This is a genomic window from Leuconostoc citreum, from assembly GCF_007954785.1.
In the GTDB taxonomy this organism is placed as follows: domain Bacteria; phylum Bacillota; class Bacilli; order Lactobacillales; family Lactobacillaceae; genus Leuconostoc; species Leuconostoc citreum.
Genome location: NZ_CP042410.1, coordinates 289,845 through 314,141 on the forward strand (window position 1 = coordinate 289,845; position 24,297 = coordinate 314,141).

Consider the following 24,297-nt stretch of genomic DNA (forward strand, 5'->3'; position numbering starts at 1 on the left):
TATGTTACCATACTTAACAATCAGTAATATGATGCATGCTGTTGATATTGCTATCATTTGGTTTTTACTTTATAAGATTATTCAATTTGTTGAGGGCACACGTGCTTTGCAAATTTTGCTTGGCGTAGGCGCAGTTATCTTAATTAAAGTCATTAGTTGGTATTTGGGTCTAGGAACAGTATCTTGGGTAATGGATCAACTCATTACTTGGGCGCCAATTGCTTTGGTAGTCATTTTCCAACAAGAAATTCGCCGTGGCCTTGAAACATTAGGACGACGATTGACGCTCAGACGTGCACATATTGATAATACGTTTGAGCACCAGCTTATCAAAAGCTTAGATGTCGCATTACAATATATGTCAAAACGTCGTATTGGGGCTTTAATTACGATTCAAAGAGATGCACAACTTGACGAGTACATTAAGACAGGCATTAAGTTAGATGCCTATGTGACGGGGCAATTATTGATTAATACGTTTATTCCTAATACACCCTTGCATGATGGGGCTGTTATTATCAGTAAAGCGCGTGTGGCAGTCGCTTCAGCTTATTTACCATTATCTGAAAGTACACGTATTCCAAAAGAACTTGGTACGCGACATCGTGCAGCTGTAGGTATATCCGAGGCCAGTGATGCTATCACTGTTGTTGTGTCTGAAGAGACTGGCGAAATTTCGATTACACAAAATGGTGATTTATTACGGCATATGGATCAGGAAAGTTATATGAACTTTTTTGAAAAGCAATTCTTAGCTGAACGTACCGCACCTGTTAGGAATCGTCATTGGTGGCAAAGAGGGGGACGTGCACAGTGAAAAAGATTGGACAATCAAAAATTGTAAATCTCGTGATTTCTTTACTTATTGCATTGCTGTTGTTTGCCTATGTTATCAGTACAAAGTCAGGAGTAGCTAATTCAAGGGGAGCAGATAATTTTTCAACATTAATTCCTGAGAAAAAAGCAACGCTAAAAATCCCATTGAATTTGCAGTTTGATAGTGACCGTTATGTTGCAATTGGCGCGCCAACAACTGTACAAGTATCTATTGAGGGGGCAGGCGCTCTAATTTCGGCAGCACAAAGTCGTAATGATATACAGGCTAGTGCTGATTTAAGAGGCTTAGCCCCAGGAAAGCATACCGTTACAATCGCATTGCGCGGTGTGAATTCATCATTGACCTCAACCGTTGATCCTCAGAAGATAACGGTCACTATTGCTAAACGTACTACGACAACATTACCTGTCAATGTGACTTATGATAAAAATGCTATTGCAAAAGGCTATACGGTTAGCGATACAAGTGTTGATCCTAAGCGAGTGACTATTAGTGGCCCTAAGACTAATGTCGAGTCAGTTGCGACAGTGATAGCTCGGGTACCATTGCAAAATGGCGTCAAAGACACTGTGACGCAAAGTACACGGCTTGTTGCCCTTGACAAAAATGGTAACGAAGTAGAGGTTGGATTTAGCCAACGTGTGGTCAATGTGACCGTCAACATTGCACCAGAAGATTCAAAAAAACTACAGTTAAACGCAACGATAAAGAATGGGGATGCGAGTCAGTATCAAGTGACCTTTGACTCTAAAAATGTGACGGCATTCGGCTCTTCTGATATACTTAATGCTATGAATAGCATTAGTGTGCCAGTTGATGTGGCGAATATTCAAAATCAAGGTACTGTCAAAATCAATTTACCAAGCATTGACGGCATTGCTCGCTATGATTCATCGACGGTTACTGCTAACGTGACGCATAATGGTAGCAATACGAATAACGGTGGTTCGTCCGCCAAAGAGTCTACTAGTTCATCAAGCAGCAGTAATAGCAGTAGCAGTGCAAATTCAAGCAGTAAGTAAAGAAAATAGGACAAGAAGATGTCAGAAATTAAGTTAAAATATTTTGGAACAGATGGTGTACGTGGCATAGCTAACGAAACATTAACACCGGAATTGGCATTCCGCTTAGGACGAACTGGTGGGGCAATTTTAACACGCCACGCTGAATCAGATAAAAAGCCGGTTGTTATTGTGGGTCGAGATACACGTATTTCTGGTGATATGTTGCAACAAGCCATGATTGCCGGGTTCTTATCAGTTGGTATTGACGTGTTGCGGTTAGGGGTTATCACAACACCTGCTGTTGCTTTCTTAGTTCAGAATTTGGAAGCAGATGCGGGGGTACAAATCACTGCTTCGCATAATCCTGCTGCTGATAATGGCATTAAATTTTTTGGTAAGGATGGATTCAAGTTATCCGACGAATTGGAATATGAAATTGAACAATTATTGGATTCACCAGAAGACACTTTGCCACGACCAAGTGCTAATGGTTTAGGTGTTGCTAGTAATTATCCTGAAGGTGCTTTGAAGTACATGAGTTTTTTGCAGAAAACCATTCCAACGGATTTATCTGGTATGCAAGTTGCTTTAGATGGTGCTAATGGCGCAACAAGCGACTTACTGCCAAGATTGTTTGCAGATTTAAATGCGGATTTTGTGACTATGGGCACTGAACCCAATGGGCTTAACATTAATGATGGTGTGGGATCAACACATCCAGAAGCACTGGCCGACTTAGTAAAATCTAGTGAAGTGCAAGCTGGCTTAGCGTTTGATGGTGATGGTGATCGTTTAATTGCTGTAGATGAAAATGGTGACATTGTCGATGGCGATAAAATCATGTATATCACTGGCAAATTCATGAATGAACAAGGCCGATTAAAGCATAGTACTGTGGTATCAACTGTTATGAGTAATATCGGCTTTTATAAGGCATTAGCGGCTCATGACATGACGAGTGTGAAAACAGCAGTTGGTGACCGTTATGTTATGGCTGAAATGATTAAGTCTGGATACAATTTAGGCGGCGAACAATCTGGTCATATTATTTTTAGAGATTGGGCAGCTACTGGTGATGGCCTGCTGACAGCATTACAATTATTGTATGTTATGAAAGAAACTGGCCAAAAATTATCTGAATTAGCTGCTGATGTCCAAGTTTACCCACAAAAATTAGTTAATATCGCAGTTGCTGATAAAGTTGCTATACAAAAAAATCCAGCTGTCCTCGCAAAAATTGCTGAAGTAGAAGCTGAAATGGCTGGCGATGGTCGCGTGCTAGTTCGCCCGTCTGGCACAGAATCGTTACTACGTGTTATGGCGGAAGCACCAACAACTGAACTAGTTGAGAAATATGTTGAAGCTATTGCAGCGGTTGTAAGAGATCAAGCAAATGTATCATAAAGTAAGGAAGTGCCAAGTTTATTAAAAACGAGGTGCTTTTTTTGATATAATAAAGTGTAAAACTATATTTTCAAAGGAAAAAACCGTGTCACAAGACAGTTTTAAACAATATTTATTATCAGAGTTCAACATTCAATTTAATAATGAGACATTGTTGCTCGAAGCACTAACACAACGTAACTATCTGAATGAACATCCTGATGAACCAGGACGTGATTATCAAAGACTAGAGTTTTTAGGTGATTCAGTCATGCAGGTTTCTGTGGCAGAGTATCTTTTCAAGCGCTATCCTAATTGGCATGAAGGGCAATTAACGGAAATGCGTATTGCCATGGTTCAAACACGCTCTTTTGCTCATTTTTCCAGGGTAGCCCACTTAAATGAGGGTATTCGTTTAGGTAAGGGAGAAGAAATGTCGGGTGCACGTGATCGTGATTCCTTATTAGAAGACATTTGGGAAGCTTTTATTGGGGCCTTGTACTTAGATCAAGGATTCGAGGCAGTCAGAAAGTTTTTGGATCAGACATTGTTTGCTGCTGTAGATACGGATTTTTTTGATCGCTTTATTGATTTTAAAAGCCGTTTACAAGAGAAACTACAAAAAAACGGCGCTGTTGATATTGATTATCGGACTGAAAATGAACAGCAATTGTCTCATAACGCACAATTATTCGAGGCAAGTGTTTCTGTAGATGATCACGAATTAGCACGTGGAACAGGTAAGTCGATTAAAGACGCCGAAAAAGCGGCAGCGCGAGCGGCACTAAAATTATTGGAAGAAAAATAAGTTATGAAACTTAAATCACTCGAAATCAGTGGCTTTAAGTCTTTTGCTGATAAAACAATTATTGAATTTATGCCGGGTATGACAGGTATTGTTGGCCCCAATGGTTCTGGTAAGTCAAATATTATTGAAGCGATGCGTTGGGTAATGGGCGAGCAAAGCGCTAAAGATTTACGGGGCACTAAGATGACCGATGTGATTTTTGGCGGGACAAACATGCGGGGCGCGTTAAATCGGGCCGAAGTCTCAATGACTTTTGATAACACAGATCATTATGTTAATTCTGATTTTAGTGAAATTAGAATTACACGTAAACTTTATCGTTCTGGAGACAGTTCATATCAAATTAACGGTGTTGAAAGTCGCTTGAGAGATGTTCACGATTTGTTCATTGATACCGGTTTGGGCCGTGAGAGCTTTTCTATTATTTCTCAGGGTCGGGTTGAAAGCATATTCAATGCAAAACCAGAAAATCGGCGTGCCATTATTGAAGAAGTGGCTGGTGTTCATAAATATAAGCAAAATAAGGATCGGGCACAAAAGGAACTCACACAAACGCGGGACAATTTAGCACGTGTTGCAGATATCATACATGAAATTCAAGGGCGGATAGACCCACTCGCAGAACAATCAGCACAGGCAACTGATTATCTAGCACAGAAAGAACGCTTCGAAGCACTTAATCGTTTACAACTCGCCCTGACACATCATGACTTAGAGCTGAAAATTATTGAAGCCACGCGACGTGCTGAATCCAACGACGGGCTTGTCAATCAAGATAAAACTAAACTAGATGTGCTAAATAAAGCCTTGGCCGATAAACGTCAAGAACGTATCAGTGCACAATTATTACGTGATAAACTACAACAAAATATCTTACATGACACGCAAGTACGAGAACGTTTAATTGGTGCGAGCAATTTAAGTGCGCAACAAATCAAGTCACTGAACGATAGTCTAACAATTCAGGCACAACAGATAACACAGTTACAATCAGAACAAGATGATTTAACGAAGAAAAAAGACAGCCTGATAATAGAAAAGCAAAAACTGACAGTCGCTGCAGATGAATTAAAAACGCAACTCAAAAAATTTGACCGGCACCACCAGTTAGCGCAACAAAAAGACACGCAGCAAAAATTAGAACAGAATCGACATAATTATATTGAAGTAATGCAAGATATAGCAACTGTTCATAATACATTGCAGACTGAAGAAAAAGCCAAAAGCAACTTAACCGCGCGCTTGGCTAAATTGACTAATCAATTAGAAAGTGAAACGGCTGCTTTGCACGCATTGTCAGCTGATTTACCTAGCAGTGATTCGGAACAACAGACGAGTCAAGTATTAAAAGATTTGCAGAAAGCACTCGCCAATTGGCAACAACAAATTGACACTGCAGAAGCAAAATATCAGGCTGATGAACAAAACTGGTACCGATTGTTGAGCGATTTAAATAAGGTACGTAGCCAGTTGGATGCACGCAATGCACTTGATGAATATGCTGGCTTTTATCAAGGTGTTCGTGCATTAATGAAACCAGACATTCGTCAGGCTTATCCAGGCATTCAGGGTGTTGTTGCTGAATTGCTGACAGTACCGGTTGATTACACTTTGGCTATTGAGACTGCATTAGGGGGCGCTTTACAGCAAGTGGTTGTTGATACAACTGATACAGCTAAACAAGTTATTTCTTATTTGACGAAAAAACGTGCTGGTCGTGTGACAATTTTGCCGATGGATACCATGAAATCTCGACAGTTATCGGGACTTTATCATGTTGAGTCAATTAGCGGTTTCATTGGTGTGGCAGCTGACTTAGTGACAATGCCCAAAGATATGCGCCAAATCAAGTCTAATTTGCTTGGACAGACAGTTATTGCTAAGAATCTCGATGCGGCAACACACATTGCAAAGGCTGGGCAGCATCGTTTTCGTGTTGTGACATTAGATGGCCAGATTATTAATACTGGTGGTTCTTTGACCGGTGGTGCGAATCAGAAACAAGGGGCGACTATTTTAAGCCGACAAGCCGAAATAAATCATCTTAATCAACAAGTGGCGCAATTAACAGCCGCATCACAAAAACAAGAAAAGTCATTGCAAGAAGAACGCAAGCGTTTGAACGCGTTAAGAGAAGCTAGTCAGGCTGCAGAAACAAAATATGCAACGGCAAAAAATCAAGTGAACCAAGTAGATTATGAATTGACGCGACAGCAAGATGCCTTAAAACAGCAACAGCGTACAGTTGATGCGCTAAAGTTTGAATTGACTGATATCAAGGCACAACAAGCTGATCTTTTAGAAAAATTAGTTGCTGATGAAAAGTCATTGCAACGCTTAACCAATCAAAAAGCAACGTTAGAGTCAGAAGCTACTGAATTGAAAACAGCGTTAGCACACTTGTCAGAGCAATCACAGGTTGATCAAACACAACAAACGCTTGTTCAGACGCAACATGTTACAATGAAGACACGCGTTGATGGCTTAAATGAGCAGCTTGAACAACTCACTAACCAAAACGACACTGTAACAAATCGTTTGGCGGCATTACAAGCGCAACACAGCGCAATGAAAAAACAGCTTGTTATGGCGCAAGATAACGATGATCATGATGCAAAAGTGGCCAATATATCAGCGCGTTTAGTGCAAGCAGAAAATGATTTTGATAAGCAAACTGAACAGTTTAATAGTTTGACAGATGTCACAACGAGTTTAGAAGAACAATTCGAAGCTCAGCAAGCAAATTTACGAGTGCACATTACAGCTCAGAGTCAGACTGCTGCTGCCTTAGCACGATTGGAAACACAACTAGACAACATTAAAGGGCAATTATTGACACAATACGATTTAGTTGATATTAGTGATGTCTTAGGGCAACACCAAGTTGATGAACTACCAGAAATCACCTCACAATTGACGTTAGTCAAAAAAAGTTTGGATGAGATTGGATCGGTTAATATTGGCGCTATTACTGAATATGAAGAAGTCAAAACTAGATTTGATTTTCTAAATCAACAGCGAGATGATTTACAGTTAGCCAGCGATACGCTGTTACAGACCATTGATGAAATGGATGAAGAGGTGCAAGTGCGATTTAAAGCAACCTTTGACCAAATCGCGACACATTTTTCAGCAGTATTTTCTAAAATGTTTGGTGGCGGCCGAGCAGAAATTCGACTGACAGATTCAAAACATTTATTAACAACAGGCATCGATATTATTGCACAACCACCTGGTAAAAAGTTCCAACAAATGAGCTTACTTTCTGGTGGTGAAAAAGCTTTAACTGCTATTACGCTTCTATTTGCTATTTTACAAGTTAGACCGGTACCTTTCGTGGTATTAGATGAAGCAGAAGCAGCTTTAGATGAGGCAAACGTTGACCGCTTTGCGCAATATTTATATCATTTCTCAGGAGAGACACAATTTATTGTAATTACACATCGTAAAGGCACAATGATGAAAGCTAATCTTTTGTATGGGGTTACCATGCAAGAAGCAGGTATTTCCAAAATGATTGCGGTCGATTTAGATAAAGCAAGAGAAAGCGTGGGATAACTATGGGACTATTTGATATTTTCCGTAAGAAAAAAACTGATAATCAAGAAGAGGAAAGCAATCAACAAGCTAGCCGTGTATCGTCAGAATCGCTCTCAGATCAAACATCGGATCAATTGTTAGAAGAGCAACATGATGTACAATCAGAACTTGACAAATCTGAGGCACCGGTAGTAAAATCGCCAGAAACAGAAACAGAAACAGAAACAGAAACAGAAACAGAAACAGAAACAGAAACAGAAACAGAAACAGAAACAGAAACAGAAACAGAAACAGAAACAGAAACAGAAACAGAAACAGAAACAGAGTCAGAACAGCAGGTCTATAATAAGGGTCTGGAAAAAACGCGGACAGGCTTTGCCGCTCGTTTCAATAAGTTTTTAGCTAACTTCCGTTCAGTGGACGAAGATTTTTTTGAAGAGCTTGAAGAAACGTTAGTTGGTGCCGATGTAGGCTTTGATATGGCCATTAAAATTTCTGATGAATTACGTGAAGAGGTTAAATTAGAAAACGCTAAACGTAAAGAAGACGTACGTGATGTCATCATTAAGAAAATGGTTGATTTATATGAGGCTGACGGCGTTGATGAAGATGCAACAATGCACTTTAATGCGAACGGGACAACAGTTATTCTATTTGTCGGTGTCAATGGTGTGGGTAAAACCACAACTATCGGGAAGTTAGCTACAAAATATCGGCAACAAGGCAAATCGGTCTTGCTTGCTGCTGCAGACACATTCCGTGCGGGGGCAACAAAACAGTTACAAGAATGGGGCGAACGTGCTGGGGTACCGGTCGTTGCTGGAAAAGAAAAAGCAGATCCAGCTTCGGTAGTGTTTGAAGCTGTTGCCAAGGCACGGGATGAACATTATGACATTTTGTTTGTTGATACAGCTGGTCGTTTGCAGAACAATGTCAACTTGATGCAAGAGTTAGAAAAAATGAAACGCATTATACAACGTGAAATTCCGGATGCCCCACATGAGGTTTTGTTGGTCTTAGATGCCACAACAGGACAAAATGCGTTGCAGCAAGCAAAGCTTTTCAAAGATTCATCAGATGTGACAGGTATCGTACTGACTAAGATGGACGGTACTGCTAAGGGTGGTATTGTGTTTGCTATTCGTAGCGAGATGCATTTGCCTGTAAAATGGATTGGCTTTGGTGAAAAAGCGAGTGATTTGCGCGTATTCAAACCGGAGGAATTTATTTATAGCTTGTTTAAGGACTTGATTGAATGAATTTTGAAGAAAAAAATCGCATAAATGGGTTATTTGGTTTCTATGGTGAATTACTCACAACGAAACAGCAGGATTATTTGCGTTATTATTTTGAAGATGATTACTCGATTGTTGAAATTGCAGAAGCAGAGCTTGTCAGTCGACAAGCCGTCTCTGATAATATTAAGCGTGGCATTGATCAGCTTGTAAAATATGAACATGTCCTACATTTACAACGGAATTTTGAAGCCAGATCGGCAATTGAAAAGCAAGTACAAGCCTATATTGATTTACATTATCGTGACGATGAAACGTTGAAACAATTGGTTTCACAATTATTGGCACATGAAATAGAAGATTGACTTGTGGCGTGATACGCTAATAAATCAGGAGGAAATACACAACTCTTTAACGAGTTGTATAGTAAATATTATGGCTTTTGAAAATTTAACTGAACGCCTGTCCAAGGCAATGAAAAACTTAACCGGTCGTGGTCGTGTTAGTGAAGAAGATTTACGTGCAACGATGCGCGAAATACGGTTGGCCTTATTGGAGGCCGATGTCAATTATGAAACTGTCAAAAAGTTCGTAGCTAATGTTCGTGAGAAAGCGAGTGGTGCGGATATTTTAGAGGGTTTGAACCCAGCGCAACAAGTAGTTAAAATTGTCAATGATGAGTTAACAGCAACGATGGGTGAGGAAGCTGTCCCACTCAACAAATCCCCTAAAATCCCGACAGTTATTATGATGGCTGGATTACAAGGTGCCGGAAAAACAACGACGGTAGCCAAGTTAGCCTACAAATTAAAAAACGAACAGCATGCGCGACCATTACTCATTGCGGCCGATGTTTATCGCCCTGCTGCCATTGATCAATTAGAAATTTTGGGGCGTGATTTAGGTATTCCTGTCTTCCAATTGGGAACAGACATTAACCCACGTGACATTGTTCGACAAGGCCTAGCTGAGGCCCATAAAAATAAAAATGATTATGTTTTTATTGATACGGCTGGTCGCTTGCAAATTGATGAAACCTTAATGCAAGAATTAAAAGATATTGCCGATATTGCGTCACCAGACGAAATTTTATTGACAGTAGATGCTATGACCGGACAAAATGCGGCAGAAACGGCTAAAGGTTTCTCTGCTGCTTTGGACTTAACTGGTGTTGTTTTGACCAAGTTAGATGGCGACACGCGCGGTGGTGCAGCATTATCCATACGTGATGTTACTGGCAAGCCAATCAAGTTTATTGGTCAGGGCGAAAAGCCAACAGATTTGGATGTTTTTTATCCTGACAGAATGGCGTCACGTATCTTAGGCATGGGTGATGTGCTGACGTTGATTGAAAAAGCACAACGTGATTTTGATGAAGAAGCACAAGCTAAACAGCTAGAAAAGATGCGACAAAATACATTTGATTTCAATGATTTTGTTGCGCAACTTAAACAAGTACAAAAAATGGGTCCGATGGAAGATTTGTTAAAGATGATTCCAGGAATGGCAAATAATCCAGCCTTAGCTAATGTGAATATTGATGCTAAACAATTTTCTCATCTTGAAGCCATTGTTAGTTCAATGACACCAGCCGAACGTGAAAATCCTGACTTAATTAATCCTTCTCGTCGTCGTCGTTTGGCTGCCGGTGCTGGCCGACCAATTGTGGAAGTTAATCGCATGATTAAGCAATTTGACCAAATGCGTAAGATGATGAATCAAGCCACCAATGGTAATTTTGGGGGCCTTGATAAAATGATGGGTGGCTCGGGTATGGATATGTCTGCCATGATGGGCGGCATGGGTGGCGGTATGCCAAAAGGCAACTTTGGTCAAAAGGTTCAAAATTTTGCCATTAAACAAGCAGCTCGACGCTTACAAAAGGCAAAAAAGAAGCGCGGTAAAAAGTGATGAATAAATTGGCAATTGTGCTACCAATATTTGTATTTGTGGTGGTCTTGGGCTCGAATTTGCTAAACATGCCACACGTCTCAATTTTAACTATTTTATTATCAATTTTTTGGGCAGCTGTTGTAGCGTTAGTCATCTTTGGGCTAATTCGATTTTTATCATGGTGGATGTTACACTAATATGGGGGCTGATGTTGCAACGGTAGTGTACTGGATAGAATAAAGGAGAAATATGTCAGTCAAATTAATTGCTTCAGATCTTGATGCGACTTTTTTAAAAAGTGACAAGACCTTCAATGAACCACTTTTTCAACAAGTGCTCGATCAATTACATGCGCAAGGTGGTCAATTTATTGTGGCCACAGGAAATCATGTTCAAAAAGTGCACGACTATTTCAAAAATTTTAAAGGGCAATATCAGCTTATTGCTAATAACGGTGCAGAAGTGATTTTAGATGGCGAATTAAAGCACGTCTGGTCTGTACCTAATGAAGCGTTAGCTGTGATTGATAACTTAGCAGATAAGTTTACTGAAAGTTTGCAGTTGGGGGTATCATTCGTAGCCGCAAGACGTGCATATATGATTGTTAAACAACCTAATGATGAGTATCTATCTTGGGCACATACTTACTTTGAGAACTTGACCATTATTGAGTCTGTTGATGAAATTACTGAACCTATTTTAAAAATATCGCTGGTGCTGCCACAATTAGAATATGAGTTTATGCGTGAGGCAAAAGCTGTGTTAGGCAACAAGGTGCATGTAACGACCTCTGGTTATGGGGCAATTGACATTGTGAACCCAGATGTTAATAAGGCGAATGCCTTATCTTATATCGCAGAAACACTAGAGATAGCACCGGAAGAGATTATGGCCTTTGGCGATGGTCTCAATGATTTGGAAATGTTGGAGTATGTGGGGCAACCTGTTGCAATGACCAATGCCGACGAAGAATTATTTAAACATGATTTTGCGATTAGTGTTGCTGATAATGATCATGATGGTGTATTGCGAACCATACTAGAAAAAATTTAACACGCTGGTGCGTGTTTTTTTGTGGTTAAAATGTTATGATTAATTAGAAAAATAAGTATTTAATGAGAGTGGTGTTAATATGAAAGAAACAATCAAAAATATGGCAGCGTATGAAGCAGAATTACCTGTAGCAGAAGTGAAAGCAACTTATGGTGTCAGTCACGTGGCACGACTATCGGCCAACGAATCTCCATATGGCCCATCACCAAAGGTTGGTCCAGCAATCAGAGATGTATCAGATGATGTTTTAGGCTTTTATCCTGACGGGCAAGCCACAGCACTAAGACAGGCAGTTGCAAAGCTAGAGCAAGTGAACCCAGACTCACTTGTGTTCGGGGCAGGGGCTGACGAATTAATTGAGTTGTTGACGCGAGTTATCTTAACGCCAAATGATAACGTTATTGTGCCTAATCCTACGTTTGGTGAGTATGCCATGCACGCTCAAATTGAACAAGCGACAACTAAAAGTATTCCTGTGAATCAAGATACTGGGCATGTTGATTTTGATGCAATGTTTGATGCGGTCGATGAACATACCACGATGGTGTGGCTAGCTAATCCAAATAACCCAACAGGTGTTTTTGAGACAAGATCAGATATTTTATCTTTCTTGCAGAAATTACCACAATCAGTTGTTTTAGTTGTTGATGAAGCCTATTATGACTTCGTAGATCAAATAGATGCTACCGTTATACGAGACGTTAAGGATTATCCCAATCTAGTCGTTTTGCGTACCTTGTCGAAAGCTTATGGTCTGGCAAACCTGAGAATCGGCTATGGCGTCATGCAGGGACCACTTTATCAGGTTATACAGGCCGTACGTTTACCATATAATTTAAATACCTATCAAATCACAGGTGCAGTAGCTGCCCTTAGTGATCAACTTTATCTGCAATCAGTTGTCGCTAAGGTGAGATCTGAACGTGAAAAATTTGAACAATTTTTGACGAAACACCAGTTTAAGTATTATCAATCACAAACCAACTTTCTCTGGATTAAAGTTGGTGATGCGAAACGTGTTGGTGAGGCTCTTCTGTCAGAAGGGTATCAAATTAATGACCGCCTAAATGCCGAATGGATTCGCATTGCATTAGGAACTGTGTCTGATAATGAGGGGATGCAGCGCATTTTATTGAATTTTTAAAAAATAGCTAAGAGAATATGTTCTTCTCTTAGCTATTTTTATTTGTAATTCCTATTATTTAATTTTGCATGACAATATTAATAGCGTGTTACGATTCTACTATTTAATGTTAATAAAATTAATAAATATGGTATTATCTTATTGTGGTGATAGATGCACCAAATACTGTATCATGTTTGGTCACATGAAAGGGAGAGTAATTAATGAAACAACAAGAAACAGTTACCCGTAAAAAACTTTATAAATCCGGTAAGGTTTGGGTTGCAGCAGCTACTGCATTTGCGGTATTGGGGGTTTCAACTGTAACAACAGTCAATGCTGATACAAATCCGAATGTCGCTGTTAAGCAAATAAATAATACAGGAACCAATGATTCTGGCGAAAAAAAGGTACCGGTTCCATCAACTAATAATGATAGTTTGAAGCAAGGAACAGATGGTTTTTGGTATGATTCAGACGGCAATCGTGTCGATCAGAAGACCAATCAGATTCTGCTTACTGCGGAACAACTTAAAAAAAATAACGAAAAAAATTTATCAGTAATCAGTGATGATACATCAAAAAAAGATGATAAAAATATTTCTAAGCAGACCAAAATTGCTAATCAACAAACAGTAGATACTGCTAAAGGCCTGACTACCAGTAATTTATCTGATCCCATCACTGGGGGTCACTATGAAAATCACAATGGCTACTTTGTTTATATAGATGCTTCAGGAAAACAAGTAACAGGTTTGCAAAATATTGATGGTAATTTACAATATTTTGATGACAATGGATATCAAGTCAAGGGATCCTTCCGAGATGTCAACGGCAAGCATATCTATTTTGATTCAGTAACAGGGAAAGCTAGTTCAAATGTTGATATTGTTAACGGTAAAGCTCAAGGATATGATGCGCAAGGCAACCAATTAAAGAAAAGTTATGTCGCCGATAGTTCTGGGCAAACTTACTATTTTGATGGTAATGGCCAACCGTTAATCGGCTTGCAAACAATTGATGGGAACCTACAATATTTTAACCAACAAGGGGTTCAAATAAAGGGTGGTTTCCAAGATGTTAACAATAAACGTATTTATTTTGCACCAAACACAGGTAATGCCGTTGCCAATACTGAAATAATTAACGGTAAATTACAGGGCCGTGACGCAAATGGTAACCAGGTAAAGAATGCATTTAGTACAGATGTTGCAGGGAATACATTTTATTTTGACGCAAACGGTGTGATGTTAACAGGGTTGCAAACTATTTCAGGAAAGACATATTATCTTGATGAACAAGGCCACCTGAGAAAAAATTACGCGGGAACATTCAATAATCAGTTTATGTACTTCGATGCTGATACAGGTGCGGGTAAAACAGCGATTGAATATCAATTTGATCAAGGATTGGTATCACAAAGTAATGAAAATACTCCTCACAATGCCGCAAAGTCTTATGATAAAAGTAGTTTTGAAAATGTTGATGGTTACTTAACAGCAGATACATGGTATCGTCCAAACGATATTTTAAAAAATGGAGATACTTGGACGGCATCTACCGAAACTGATATGCGTCCGCTTTTAATGACATGGTGGCCTGACAAACAAACACAAGCAAATTACTTGAATTTTATGTCTAGTAAAGGACTTGGTATAACGACCACTTATACAGCAGCTACGTCACAAAAAACACTAAATGACGCAGCCTTTGTTATTCAAACAGCAATTGAACAACAAATATCTTTGAAAAAAAGTACTGAGTGGTTACGTGATGCAATTGATAGCTTTGTGACGACACAAGCTAATTGGAATAAACAGACAGAAGACGAAGCTTTTGATGGATTGCAGTGGCTTCAAGGGGGATTCCTAGCTTATCAAGATGATTCACATCGGACGCCGAATACTGATTCAGGAAATAACAGAAAACTAGGACGTCAACCAGTTAATATAGATGGTTCGAAAGATACAACTGATGGTAAAGGCTCTGAATTCTTATTAGCTAACGATATTGACAACTCAAATCCGATTGTTCAAGCTGAGCAGTTAAACTGGCTACACTATTTAATGAATTTTGGTAGTATTACAGGTAATAATGACAATGCGAATTTTGATGGCATTCGTGTAGATGCTGTTGATAATGTTGATGCCGATTTACTAAAAATAGCTGGCGATTATTTTAAAGCTCTATATGGTACAAATAAAAGTGACGCCAATGCCAATAAGCATTTGTCTATTTTAGAAGACTGGAATGGCAAAGATCCTCAGTATGTTAATCAACAGGGCAATGCGCAATTAACAATGGATTACACAGTTACTTCACAGTTTGGCAATTCTCTAACACATGGTGCCAACAACAGGAGTAACATGTGGTATTTCTTAGATACTGGCTATTATCTTAATGGAGATCTTAATAAGAAGATAGTAGATAAGAACCGTCAAAATTCTGGCACTTTAGTTAATAGAATTGCTAACGCAGGCGATACACAAGTTATTCCAAACTACAGTTTTATTAGAGCGCATGATTACGATGCTCAAGATCCAATTAGAAGAGCCATGATTGATCATGGTATTATTAAAAACATGCAGGATACCTTCACTTTTGACCAACTGGCTCAGGGAATGGAATTCTACTATCAAGATCAAAATAATCCGTCTGGTTTCAAAAAGTATAACGATTATAACTTACCTAGTGCCTATGCAATGTTGCTGACGAATAAGGATACTATTCCGCGTGTCTATTATGGAGATATGTATTACGAGGGTGGGCAATATATGCAAAATGAGACGATTTATAATCGTGTTATTTCAGCGTTGCTCAAAGCTAGAATAAAATATGTTTCTGGTGGGCAAACAATGGCTACCGATAGTTCTGGAAAAGACCTTAAAGATGGCGAAACTGATTTGTTAACAAGTGTTCGATTTGGTAAAGGAATTATGACATCAGATCAAACCACAACACAAGACAATAGCCAAGATTATAAAAATCAAGGCATCGGTGTCATTGTTGGTAATAACCCTGACCTTAAGTTGAACAATGATAAGACCATTACCTTGCATATGGGAAAGGCGCATAAGAATCAACTTTACCGTGCCTTAGCATTATCAAATGACTCAGGAATTGATGTTTATAATAGTGATGATGAAGCACCAACTTTGAGAACAAATGACAATGGTGACTTGATTTTCCATAAGACAAATACGTTTGTGAAGCAAGATGGAACTATTATAAATTACGAGATGAAGGGATCATTAAATGCTTTAATTTCGGGTTATTTAGGTGTCTGGGTGCCAGTTGGAGCTAGTGATTCACAAGATGCTCGTACAGTGGCAACTGAAGCATCATCAAGTAACGATGGTTCTGTATTTCATTCAAATGCTGCATTAGATTCTAATGTTATATATGAAGGTTTTTCAAACTTTCAAGCGATGCCGACTTCTCCTGAGCAAAGTACAAATGTTGTTATTGCAGCAAATGCTGAAATGTTTAAGAAATTAGGTATTACTAGTTTTGAGTTAGCACCTCAATATAGGTCTAGTGGTGACACTAATTACGGTGGCATGTCATTCTTAGATTCTTTCTTAAATAATGGTTATGCATTTACGGATAGATATGATTTAGGCTTTAACAAGGCAGACGGGACCCCTAACCCAACAAAGTATGGAACGGATCAGGATTTACGTAATGCAATAGAGGCATTACATAAAAACGGCATGCAGGCTATAGCTGATTGGGTTCCCGACCAAATATATGCTTTACCAGGAAAGGAAGTTGTTACTGCTACTAGAGTAGACGAACGGGGAAATCAACTAAAAGACACGGATTTTGTCAACTTACTCTATGTTGCTAATACTAAAAGTAGTGGTGTGGATTATCAGTCAAAGTATGGTGGCGAATTTTTAGATAAACTAAAAGAAGAGTATTCATCATTATTTAAACAGAACCAAGTATCGACAGGTCAGCCAATTGATGCTTCTACAAAAATTAAGCAATGGTCAGCTAAATATATGAACGGGACCAATATTTTACATCGGGGCGCTTATTATGTTTTGAAAGACTGGGCTACCAATCAGTATTTTAACATTGCAAAAACTGATGAAGTATTTTTGCCACTACAGTTACAGAATAAGGATTCTCAAACTGGTTTCATTAGTGATGCCTCTGGTGTGAAATACTACTCAATTAGCGGTTACCAAGCAAAAGATACTTTTATTGAAGATGGTAATGGTAATTGGTATTACTTTGATAAAGATGGTTACATGGCGCGTTCGCAGCAAGGCGAAAATCCTATAAGAACAGTCGAAACTAGTGTCAACACACGAAACGGTAATTATTACTTTATGCCAAATGGTGTCGAGTTGCGCAAAGGCTTTGGAACGGATAATAGTGGTAATGTCTATTATTTTGATGATCAAGGTAAGATGGTGAGAGATAAATACATTAACGATGATGCTAATAATTTTTATCACCTAAATGTTGATGGGACTATGTCTCGCGGACTATTTAAATTTGATTCTGATACTTTACAGTATTTTGCTAGTAATGGTGTCCAAATAAAAGATAGTTATGCGAAGGATAGTAAAGGCAATAAATATTATTTTGACTCAGCTACAGGAAATAACGATACTGTGAAAGCCCAAGCTTGGGATGGTAATGGCTACTATATTACTATTGATTCTGATGCGAACAATACAATTGGGGTTAACACAGACTACACTGCCTACATCACTAGCTCGCTACGCGAAGATGGCTTATTTGCTAACGCACCTTACGGTGTTGTAACAAAAGACCAAAATGGTAACGATCTTAAGTGGCAGTATATTAACCATACGAAACAGTACGAAGGGCAACAAGTGCAAGTCACGCGCCAGTACACAGATAGTAAGGGTGTGAGTTGGAACTTAATTACCTTTGCTGGTGGTGATTTACAAGGACAAAAGCTTTGGGTGGATAGTCGTGCGTTAACTATGACACCATTTAAAACGATGAACCAAATAAGCTTCATTAGTTATGCAAACCGCAATGACGGGTTGTTCTTGAATGCGCCATACCAAGTCAAGGGGTATCAATTAGCTGGGATGTCCAACCAATACAAGGGCCAACAAGTGACCATTGCCGGGGTGGCGAACGTTTCTGGTAAAGACTGGAGTCTGATTAGTTTTAATGGGACACAGTACTGGATTGATAGTCAGGCATTGAATACCAATTTCACACATGACATGAATCAAAAAGTCTTTGTCAATACAACTAGTAATCTTGATGGGTTATTCTTAAATGCGCCATACCGTCAACCGGGTTATAAGTTAGCCGGTTTGGCTAAAAATTACAACAACCAAACAGTTACCGTTAGTCAACAGTACTTTGATGATCAAGGCACGGTCTGGAGTCAGGTTGTCCTTGGGGGTCAGACGGTCTGGGTTGATAACCATGCATTGGCACAGATGCAAGTCAGTGATACAAGTCAACAGCTCTATGTGAATAGCAATGGTCGTAATGATGGGTTATTCTTGAATGCGCCATATCGTGGTCAAGGGTCACAACTCATAGGCATGACGGCAGATTACAATGGGCAACATGTACAAGTGACCAAGCAAGGGCAAGATGCCTACGGTGCACAATGGCGTCTTATTACGCTAAATAATCAACAGGTCTGGGTTGATAGTCGCGCTTTGAGCACAACAATCATGCAAGCCATGAATGATGATATGTATGTGAATAGCAACCAACGGACAGATGGTTTGTGGTTAAACGCACCTTATACGATGAGTGGGGCTAAATGGGCTGGTGATACGCGTTCGGCTAATGGGCGCTATGTCCATATTTCAAAAGCTTATTCAAACGAAGTCGGCAACACATATTACTTGACGAATTTGAATGGTCAAAGCACATGGATTGACAAGCGGGCGTTTACTGCGACCTTTGACCAGGTGGTGGCATTAAATGCAACGATTGTGGCACGCCAACGACCAGATGGGATGTTTAAGACAGCACCATATGGTGAAGCGGGGGCGCAGTTTGTCGATTATGTGACAAACTATAACCAGCAAACCGTGCCAGTAACAAAGCAACATTCAGATGCCCAGGGTAATCAATGGTACTTAGCGACAGTGAATGGGACACAATACTGGATTGATCAACGGTCATTTTCACCAGTAGTAACGAAGGTGGTTGATTATCAAGCTAAGATTGTGCCACGGACAACACGTGATGGTGTGTTTAGTGGCGCACCCTATGGGGAAGTGAATGCTAAGCTAGTTAACATGGCAACTGCGTATCAAAATCAAGTTGTCCATGCGACAGGAGAATATACGAGTGCTTCAGGGATCACATGGAGTCAGTTCGCGTTAAGCGGACAAGAAGACAAGCTATGGATTGATAAGCGTGCTTTGCAAGCTTAAGGGAAGGATTCAACAAAGGAGGGTAACATTATCAGCGGATGGTGTTACCTTTTTTTGTTGTGCTAAATATTTCTCGCATAATTGAGACAGTTTCATGACAAATAAGCAAAACTAGTGTCAATGCTTCGGTTATGGGGTAAACTACTATTAACTATATTTAAGAATGAAATAGATATTAGCTGAGATATCTTTGAGGATGATTATGTTTAGTAGCAAAAAAATATTTTTGTTAATTATGAGCTTTTTTTGTGTTGCAGCATTGTTGTATAATTCCCCATCTGTAAGTGGGAATAGCACAGGTGTGGTTATGAATGGTAATTTTAAGGATTGGGAAGGAAAGTATCAGAATGTGCGTGCCAATAGTGACGCCTTTAGGCATGTGGGTATTTGGGCAGATAAAGAGAATATTTACTTTTATATGGACTCGGCGCCAGATTTTAGGACTAATAACCAAGGAGGAGATAACCAACTCTATTTGAATACTGATTTTACTATAACTGTTGGAGATGAGGCATACCCAGTTAGTTCAGGACACGGATTCATGGATAACCAAATTATGAACTTTAATAATAGTTCTAAATCAATGAGCCAAGTATTTGATATTAAGTATTGGGTTTGGCGACAAGAGTATGGTTATCAACCACCTACAGTAGGTAAAGCCTATGCACAGCATATAGTTGCTGGTAACCGCTCAAATAACATTTTTGAGGCGCAAATCCCATTCTCTGCTTTAGGCATAAAAGAGATACCTGAGAATACAAAAATTGCGATTTCAAATGAGTCAATTTGGCGAGGAAACGTGTCAATTAATTATGCTGGTTCACCAACAGGGCCATGGTTACTTGCCGGTATTGGTTTGGTTTTTGCTGGTGGGGGCTATTACCTACAAAATCAGCGCCGAAAAAGGATTGCGGCATCATTAACAAACGAGGTAATCCATGCTTAATAATGCGGTTATTATTGGTCTAATTATTATTTGGGTCTATGTATTATCTGTTTTGAAGCGTGCTAAAACGGATGCTTTTTATTTTTTGGCTGGCAGCGCAGGCTTGTTCGTCATTCTTCTTTTATGGAGTAAACCTTATGGTGTCTGGTTGTTTTCGACCATTCTCACTTGGTCGGCCGGAGTTGTTGGTCATCTTACTGGCTTATTTGATACTTTCTATGCGTCACATGTTATTCAGGTGGTGGCGAATCATCATACCAGCATTTTATTGGTTGATTATGAATGTTCAGGCATTATTGAAACAACGGCATTTTGGGGATTAATTGCCTTTTATCCTGTGTATGATGCACAAAAGCGGTTAATGCTGGCGCTTATTGGGGCATTATGGTTTTTCCTTGCAAATACGTTACGACTATCTTTTGTTGCAATTGTAATTTATTATTTTGGCGATGGCGCTTTTTATGTTGCTCATTCAATTATCGGACGCCTGTTGTTCTATTCAATTGCAATCTTGCTTTATTATCTAGTCTTCACAAAGGGGCAACTTGTTAATCAAATGCTCAAAAAACAGGGATAAACTATGTCATTTTATTTACATCAATTTACTTATCAGTTAGGTTTTTGGTTCACTTGGTTGCTCATTCCGATTGTTGTGGAAATTTTCCCAGCTATTTATTTCAATCTAGTTTTGATAAAAACATCAAAAAAGCATCAAGTGATGCAAGAACCATTGAAATTACCAATGGTATCTATTGTATTACCTATATATAATTCAGGACAAACATTATACCAGTGTATTCAGTCGATTAGTCAATCAACCTATCCAAAACAATTAATCCAAATTATTGCCGTGAATAATCAAAGCACTGATAACAGTTTTACAGTGTTTAATCAGGCTCAAGCTGATTTCCCAATACTTAGAATGCAGTGGATGAACACAGATCAAGGTAAAGCGCGTGCACTAAATGCTGCTATTTATAATAGTATGGGGCAATATATTATTAATTTGGATACTGATGGTTGGTTAGAACCCAATGCCTTAAAACGGTTTGTGCTTTATTTTGAAAATCACTCAGAAATTGATGCAGCAACTGGTACGATTCTGACACAAAAAAAAATGATTCAAAAAACGCAAAGTAAATGGCTTAAATTGCTACAGTTAAACGAATATTTTGAGTATGCACAATCATTCTTATCGGGCCGTAGTATTGAAAACCGTGGTAATCGTTTGTTCACAATGTCAGGTGCATTTTCAGCGTTTAGACGAGATGTATTAGTTCAGACATTTATGTATAATGTTGACACGGTTGGTGAAGATACTGATATGACATTTCAACTGCGATTCCGCCTAGGCAAGCGTATAGGTTTCTGTGATGATGCCATGTTTTATGTTGAACCAATATCAGGTTATAGTGAACTTTATTTACAACGGCAGCGTTGGCAGCGTGGGCAAATTGAAGTCGCACAAAATTTCATGCAGAATAAGTTGAGTGTCCGTCAGATTTTTACTAACTTTATGATTAGTCGATTAATGATTGATCACACGTTTATATTTCCACGCTTGGTTTGGATTACTGGGCTTGCGATGTTATTATTTTTCGGTTACTCACCTGTCGTTGTGTCTATGTCAGTTGTGATGATGTACGTGTTATATGTTGCTTATGGGTTGATGAACTATACTAGTTCATATATGCTTTTGAAAGCGTTTCCCACTGAACGCGCTTACTTTAAAAATAAATGGTGGATAGCATTCACTATGCCACTTTATAATGGCATTAATACGTTAATTCGTTTTATTGGAATTATTAATACAATGACTAGAAATGCGGCTTGGCAGACAAAAACTTTTAAATCTGAAACACGTGATATTAAAAACATTCTGATGGCTGATTGGTCGCAGTTATGGAAGGATAAAAAATAGTTATGAGTAACAAGGTTTTAACATATAGGTTACGAACTTTTATTAATGCCACGCATGCAGTACGTTGGCAAGGAGTACAAGGTGTAGCACATCATCACACGTGGGAATTGATTTTGGATATCCAACCGATGACTTATCCACAACCAATGAAGTTTGAAGATATTGAGACAGTGATTAATGATAGCATTGCAGTTTTTTCAGGTGAATTTCTAAACACTGTCGCACCATTTGATGACATTAATCCAACGCTTGAAAATTTTGCCGAAGTGCTATTTGATATTTTAACTACAGCTTTACTCAAAATATCATGTCAATTGCTGGATTTGTCTGTCGGTGAATCGCCAACACGATTTATTAATATTGCTTTGGCGCAAGATTGAAGAGGTGGGTGGTGATGCGGACTAAATTACAACGGTGTGCTTATAATATACAAAAATGCCTAGATAGCATATATCTATTGTTTATTTTTATAACGTTATATTTTGCGGTGACTTCGACTAATTTGAATTTAAGAAGTAATTCAGGTGATGAATTTATTGGTATTGGCACGACTTGGGTATCCATCGTTTTTTTGTTGATAATCATTGCAATTGTATTGGCTTTTGCTGTTAATCAGACGTTTAGAACGCTTTGGCGACGAGTATTTATACAGCATGGCGTGCTAGTAGCCACTATCATGGTTGTTTTAGCATTACTTTGGCAATTAATTGTCATTCTACAGACACATCCAGCCATTGGTTTTGATCCCGGTGCCATTCATGAAGCATTGACGCAAACGAGTTCAGCTAATATAAGATCTTATTATAGCTACAATACGAACAATTTATCATTATTATTGATTCAACATGAAATTGCAAAAGTAATGCATAATACTTCTTGGCTAATGTTTGACTTAGTCAACTGGTTATTGTTAATTGGGACTGTCCTCGTTAATATGACGACAGTCTGGTTCGTTGATAAACGTAAATTAGCGATTGGCCTGTATACACATGCTGTTTGGTTAATGCTTTTTCCAATGGTGTTGGTACCTTATTCCGACATTTATGTTTTACCGTTTGTAGCGCTTTTGATACTGTGTTATGTAATCATATCAACAACAAAATGGCATATAGTGTTAAAGGTGGGCATCAGCATTATAGCTGGTTTGACCTTGTCTGGCATTTACTTTCTCAAACCCTCAGCAATGATTCCTATTATTGCTATATTTGTTGTAGAATTTTTACACATTTTGATAACTAGAAATAATAATCAAAAAATAATGTTGATGAAAATTTTAGTGGTGACTATATTTTTGCTGACAGCAGGATTCAGTTATCAGTTAGGCAACAAGGTATTACAAAATCAAACTTATATGGTGATTCAGAAAAATCGTACCTTACCACCAATTCATTTTATTAGTATGGGTGTGAGTGGCGATGGCGGTTATAATGCACAAGATGTTTTAGCAATGGCTAAACAACCTTCACAAGCTGCTATGTCACGCTATTCAAAAGACAAGTTAGTTGAAAGGTTACAACAGAAAGGGTTCATTGGCTATCTCATCTTTTTAATTCACAAACAAGATAAAAATACATCAGATGGTACATTTGCTTGGCTGAAAGAGGGACGCTTTATCATCGATAAACCAGCAAAAAATGGTGTAAAAAGTGTGATACAAAATATTATTTATCCAAGTGGACATTATCTTTCTGACTTTCATTTTATTGCGCAATTCTGGTGGGTTATGTGTATCGGAATTATTAGTCTGGGATGGCGGCAAAAAGACCGACTGACAGCTGTGTTACGGCTAGCTATTGTTGGGGGCTTTTTGTACCTGTTGATTTTTGAGGGCGGCCGCTCGCGATACATTATTCAGTTTTTACCGATATTTTTATTATTAACAGTGTTTGTTTGGCCACAAACAGTTGCACTAATTCAAGAGAAATTATCATGGCTTAATGTCAATAAAAAAAACATGTGATACTTTTTTAGAAACAACATTTTTTATTTGTTTTTCTATATCTTATCTCTCTTTTGTATGGTAAAATGTTTAGGTAAAAGGCGTTTATTGTTTTATTGTTCGTGTTTTACTAAAAAATAAAACGTGCCGTTACAGAGGGACACTCACGGATGGGCGCAAACAGGTGTTATCACGTTTGACTGACAACACTTTCTC

17 protein-coding genes are annotated in these 24,297 nt (G+C 38.7%); all 17 read left to right on the forward strand.

From position 1 onward, the window contains the following. The first annotated feature begins 1 nt into the window (after position 1). The 17 genes from cdaA to FGL72_RS01525 all read left to right on the forward strand — a co-directional run bounded on the left by cdaA (position 2) and on the right by FGL72_RS01525 (position 24,102). Positions 2-817, forward strand: a complete 816-nt coding sequence (gene cdaA / locus FGL72_RS01445; protein ID WP_004903559.1) for a diadenylate cyclase CdaA — start codon at positions 2-4, stop codon at positions 815-817. Then, a complete protein-coding gene (locus FGL72_RS01450) occupies positions 814-1,860 on the forward strand; it encodes a CdaR family protein (protein WP_146992360.1) in 1,047 nt (348 codons plus the stop codon). Before cdaA ends, FGL72_RS01450 begins: the two co-directional genes overlap by 4 nt. 18 nt (positions 1,861-1,878) lie before the next feature. After that, entirely contained in the window at positions 1,879-3,246 is a 1,368-nt protein-coding gene (gene glmM, locus FGL72_RS01455) for a phosphoglucosamine mutase (RefSeq protein ID WP_146992362.1), read from the forward strand. 85 nt (positions 3,247-3,331) lie between these two features. Further along, complete coding sequence (gene rnc / locus FGL72_RS01460; protein WP_004903552.1) at positions 3,332-4,033, forward strand: ribonuclease III; 702 nt, start codon at positions 3,332-3,334, stop codon at positions 4,031-4,033. Between the two features lie 3 nt (positions 4,034-4,036). Beyond that, positions 4,037-7,591, forward strand: coding sequence for a chromosome segregation protein SMC (smc, locus tag FGL72_RS01465; RefSeq protein WP_146992365.1), 3,555 nt, complete (start codon positions 4,037-4,039; stop codon positions 7,589-7,591). Positions 7,592-7,593: 2 nt separating this feature from the next. Continuing rightward, positions 7,594-8,832: a signal recognition particle-docking protein FtsY gene (gene ftsY, locus FGL72_RS01470; RefSeq protein WP_146992367.1), complete on the forward strand. Its 1,239-nt coding sequence runs from the start codon at positions 7,594-7,596 to the stop codon at positions 8,830-8,832. Next, a complete protein-coding gene (gene ylxM / locus FGL72_RS01475) occupies positions 8,829-9,173 on the forward strand; it encodes a YlxM family DNA-binding protein (protein WP_004909011.1) in 345 nt (114 codons plus the stop codon). The genes ftsY and ylxM overlap by 4 nt, the downstream gene beginning before the upstream one ends. 70 nt (positions 9,174-9,243) lie before the next feature. Further along, entirely contained in the window at positions 9,244-10,719 is a 1,476-nt protein-coding gene (gene ffh, locus FGL72_RS01480; protein ID WP_004903790.1) for a signal recognition particle protein, read from the forward strand. After that, positions 10,719-10,898: a hypothetical protein gene (locus tag FGL72_RS01485; protein WP_004903787.1), complete on the forward strand. Its 180-nt coding sequence runs from the start codon at positions 10,719-10,721 to the stop codon at positions 10,896-10,898. The genes ffh and FGL72_RS01485 overlap by 1 nt, the downstream gene beginning before the upstream one ends. Before the next feature lie 52 nt (positions 10,899-10,950). Next, a complete protein-coding gene (locus FGL72_RS01490) occupies positions 10,951-11,754 on the forward strand; it encodes a Cof-type HAD-IIB family hydrolase (protein WP_004909008.1) in 804 nt (267 codons plus the stop codon). A gap of 79 nt (positions 11,755-11,833) precedes the next feature. Next, positions 11,834-12,898, forward strand: coding sequence for a histidinol-phosphate transaminase (hisC, locus tag FGL72_RS01495; RefSeq protein ID WP_146992369.1), 1,065 nt, complete (start codon positions 11,834-11,836; stop codon positions 12,896-12,898). A gap of 203 nt (positions 12,899-13,101) precedes the next feature. Then, a complete protein-coding gene (locus tag FGL72_RS01500; protein WP_146992371.1) occupies positions 13,102-19,275 on the forward strand; it encodes a glycoside hydrolase family 70 protein in 6,174 nt (2,057 codons plus the stop codon). Between the two features lie 307 nt (positions 19,276-19,582). Beyond that, complete coding sequence (locus tag FGL72_RS01505) at positions 19,583-20,221, forward strand: Firmicu-CTERM sorting domain-containing protein (protein WP_243130148.1); 639 nt, start codon at positions 19,583-19,585, stop codon at positions 20,219-20,221. After that, complete coding sequence (gene xrtG, locus FGL72_RS01510) at positions 20,214-20,798, forward strand: exosortase family protein XrtG (RefSeq protein WP_004902005.1); 585 nt, start codon at positions 20,214-20,216, stop codon at positions 20,796-20,798. Before FGL72_RS01505 ends, xrtG begins: the two co-directional genes overlap by 8 nt. A gap of 3 nt (positions 20,799-20,801) precedes the next feature. Then, positions 20,802-22,142, forward strand: a complete 1,341-nt coding sequence (locus FGL72_RS01515) for a TIGR03111 family XrtG-associated glycosyltransferase (RefSeq protein ID WP_146992373.1) — start codon at positions 20,802-20,804, stop codon at positions 22,140-22,142. 2 nt (positions 22,143-22,144) lie between these two features. Beyond that, positions 22,145-22,522: a 6-carboxytetrahydropterin synthase gene (locus FGL72_RS01520; protein ID WP_146992375.1), complete on the forward strand. Its 378-nt coding sequence runs from the start codon at positions 22,145-22,147 to the stop codon at positions 22,520-22,522. A gap of 14 nt (positions 22,523-22,536) precedes the next feature. Next, positions 22,537-24,102, forward strand: a complete 1,566-nt coding sequence (locus tag FGL72_RS01525) for a TIGR03766 family XrtG-associated glycosyltransferase (protein ID WP_279235121.1) — start codon at positions 22,537-22,539, stop codon at positions 24,100-24,102. Positions 24,103-24,297 lie beyond the last annotated feature (195 nt).

What these genes read in the sequence shown, in the direction of transcription:
- cdaA (WP_004903559.1), top strand. Translation starts at nt 2, where the DNA reads ATGTTACCATACTTAACAATCAGTAATATGATGCATGCTGTTGATATT.
- glmM (WP_146992362.1), top strand. Translation starts at nt 1,879, where the DNA reads ATGTCAGAAATTAAGTTAAAATATTTTGGAACAGATGGTGTACGTGGC.
- smc (WP_146992365.1), top strand. Translation starts at nt 4,037, where the DNA reads ATGAAACTTAAATCACTCGAAATCAGTGGCTTTAAGTCTTTTGCTGAT.
- ftsY (WP_146992367.1), top strand. Translation starts at nt 7,594, where the DNA reads ATGGGACTATTTGATATTTTCCGTAAGAAAAAAACTGATAATCAAGAA.
- ylxM (WP_004909011.1), top strand. Translation starts at nt 8,829, where the DNA reads ATGAATTTTGAAGAAAAAAATCGCATAAATGGGTTATTTGGTTTCTAT.
- ffh (WP_004903790.1), top strand. Translation starts at nt 9,244, where the DNA reads ATGGCTTTTGAAAATTTAACTGAACGCCTGTCCAAGGCAATGAAAAAC.
- FGL72_RS01485 (WP_004903787.1), top strand. Translation starts at nt 10,719, where the DNA reads ATGAATAAATTGGCAATTGTGCTACCAATATTTGTATTTGTGGTGGTC.
- FGL72_RS01490 (WP_004909008.1), top strand. Translation starts at nt 10,951, where the DNA reads ATGTCAGTCAAATTAATTGCTTCAGATCTTGATGCGACTTTTTTAAAA.
- hisC (WP_146992369.1), top strand. Translation starts at nt 11,834, where the DNA reads ATGAAAGAAACAATCAAAAATATGGCAGCGTATGAAGCAGAATTACCT.
- FGL72_RS01500 (WP_146992371.1), top strand. Translation starts at nt 13,102, where the DNA reads ATGAAACAACAAGAAACAGTTACCCGTAAAAAACTTTATAAATCCGGT.
- FGL72_RS01505 (WP_243130148.1), top strand. Translation starts at nt 19,583, where the DNA reads ATGAATGGTAATTTTAAGGATTGGGAAGGAAAGTATCAGAATGTGCGT.
- xrtG (WP_004902005.1), top strand. Translation starts at nt 20,214, where the DNA reads ATGCTTAATAATGCGGTTATTATTGGTCTAATTATTATTTGGGTCTAT.
- FGL72_RS01515 (WP_146992373.1), top strand. Translation starts at nt 20,802, where the DNA reads ATGTCATTTTATTTACATCAATTTACTTATCAGTTAGGTTTTTGGTTC.
- FGL72_RS01520 (WP_146992375.1), top strand. Translation starts at nt 22,145, where the DNA reads ATGAGTAACAAGGTTTTAACATATAGGTTACGAACTTTTATTAATGCC.
- FGL72_RS01525 (WP_279235121.1), top strand. Translation starts at nt 22,537, where the DNA reads ATGCGGACTAAATTACAACGGTGTGCTTATAATATACAAAAATGCCTA.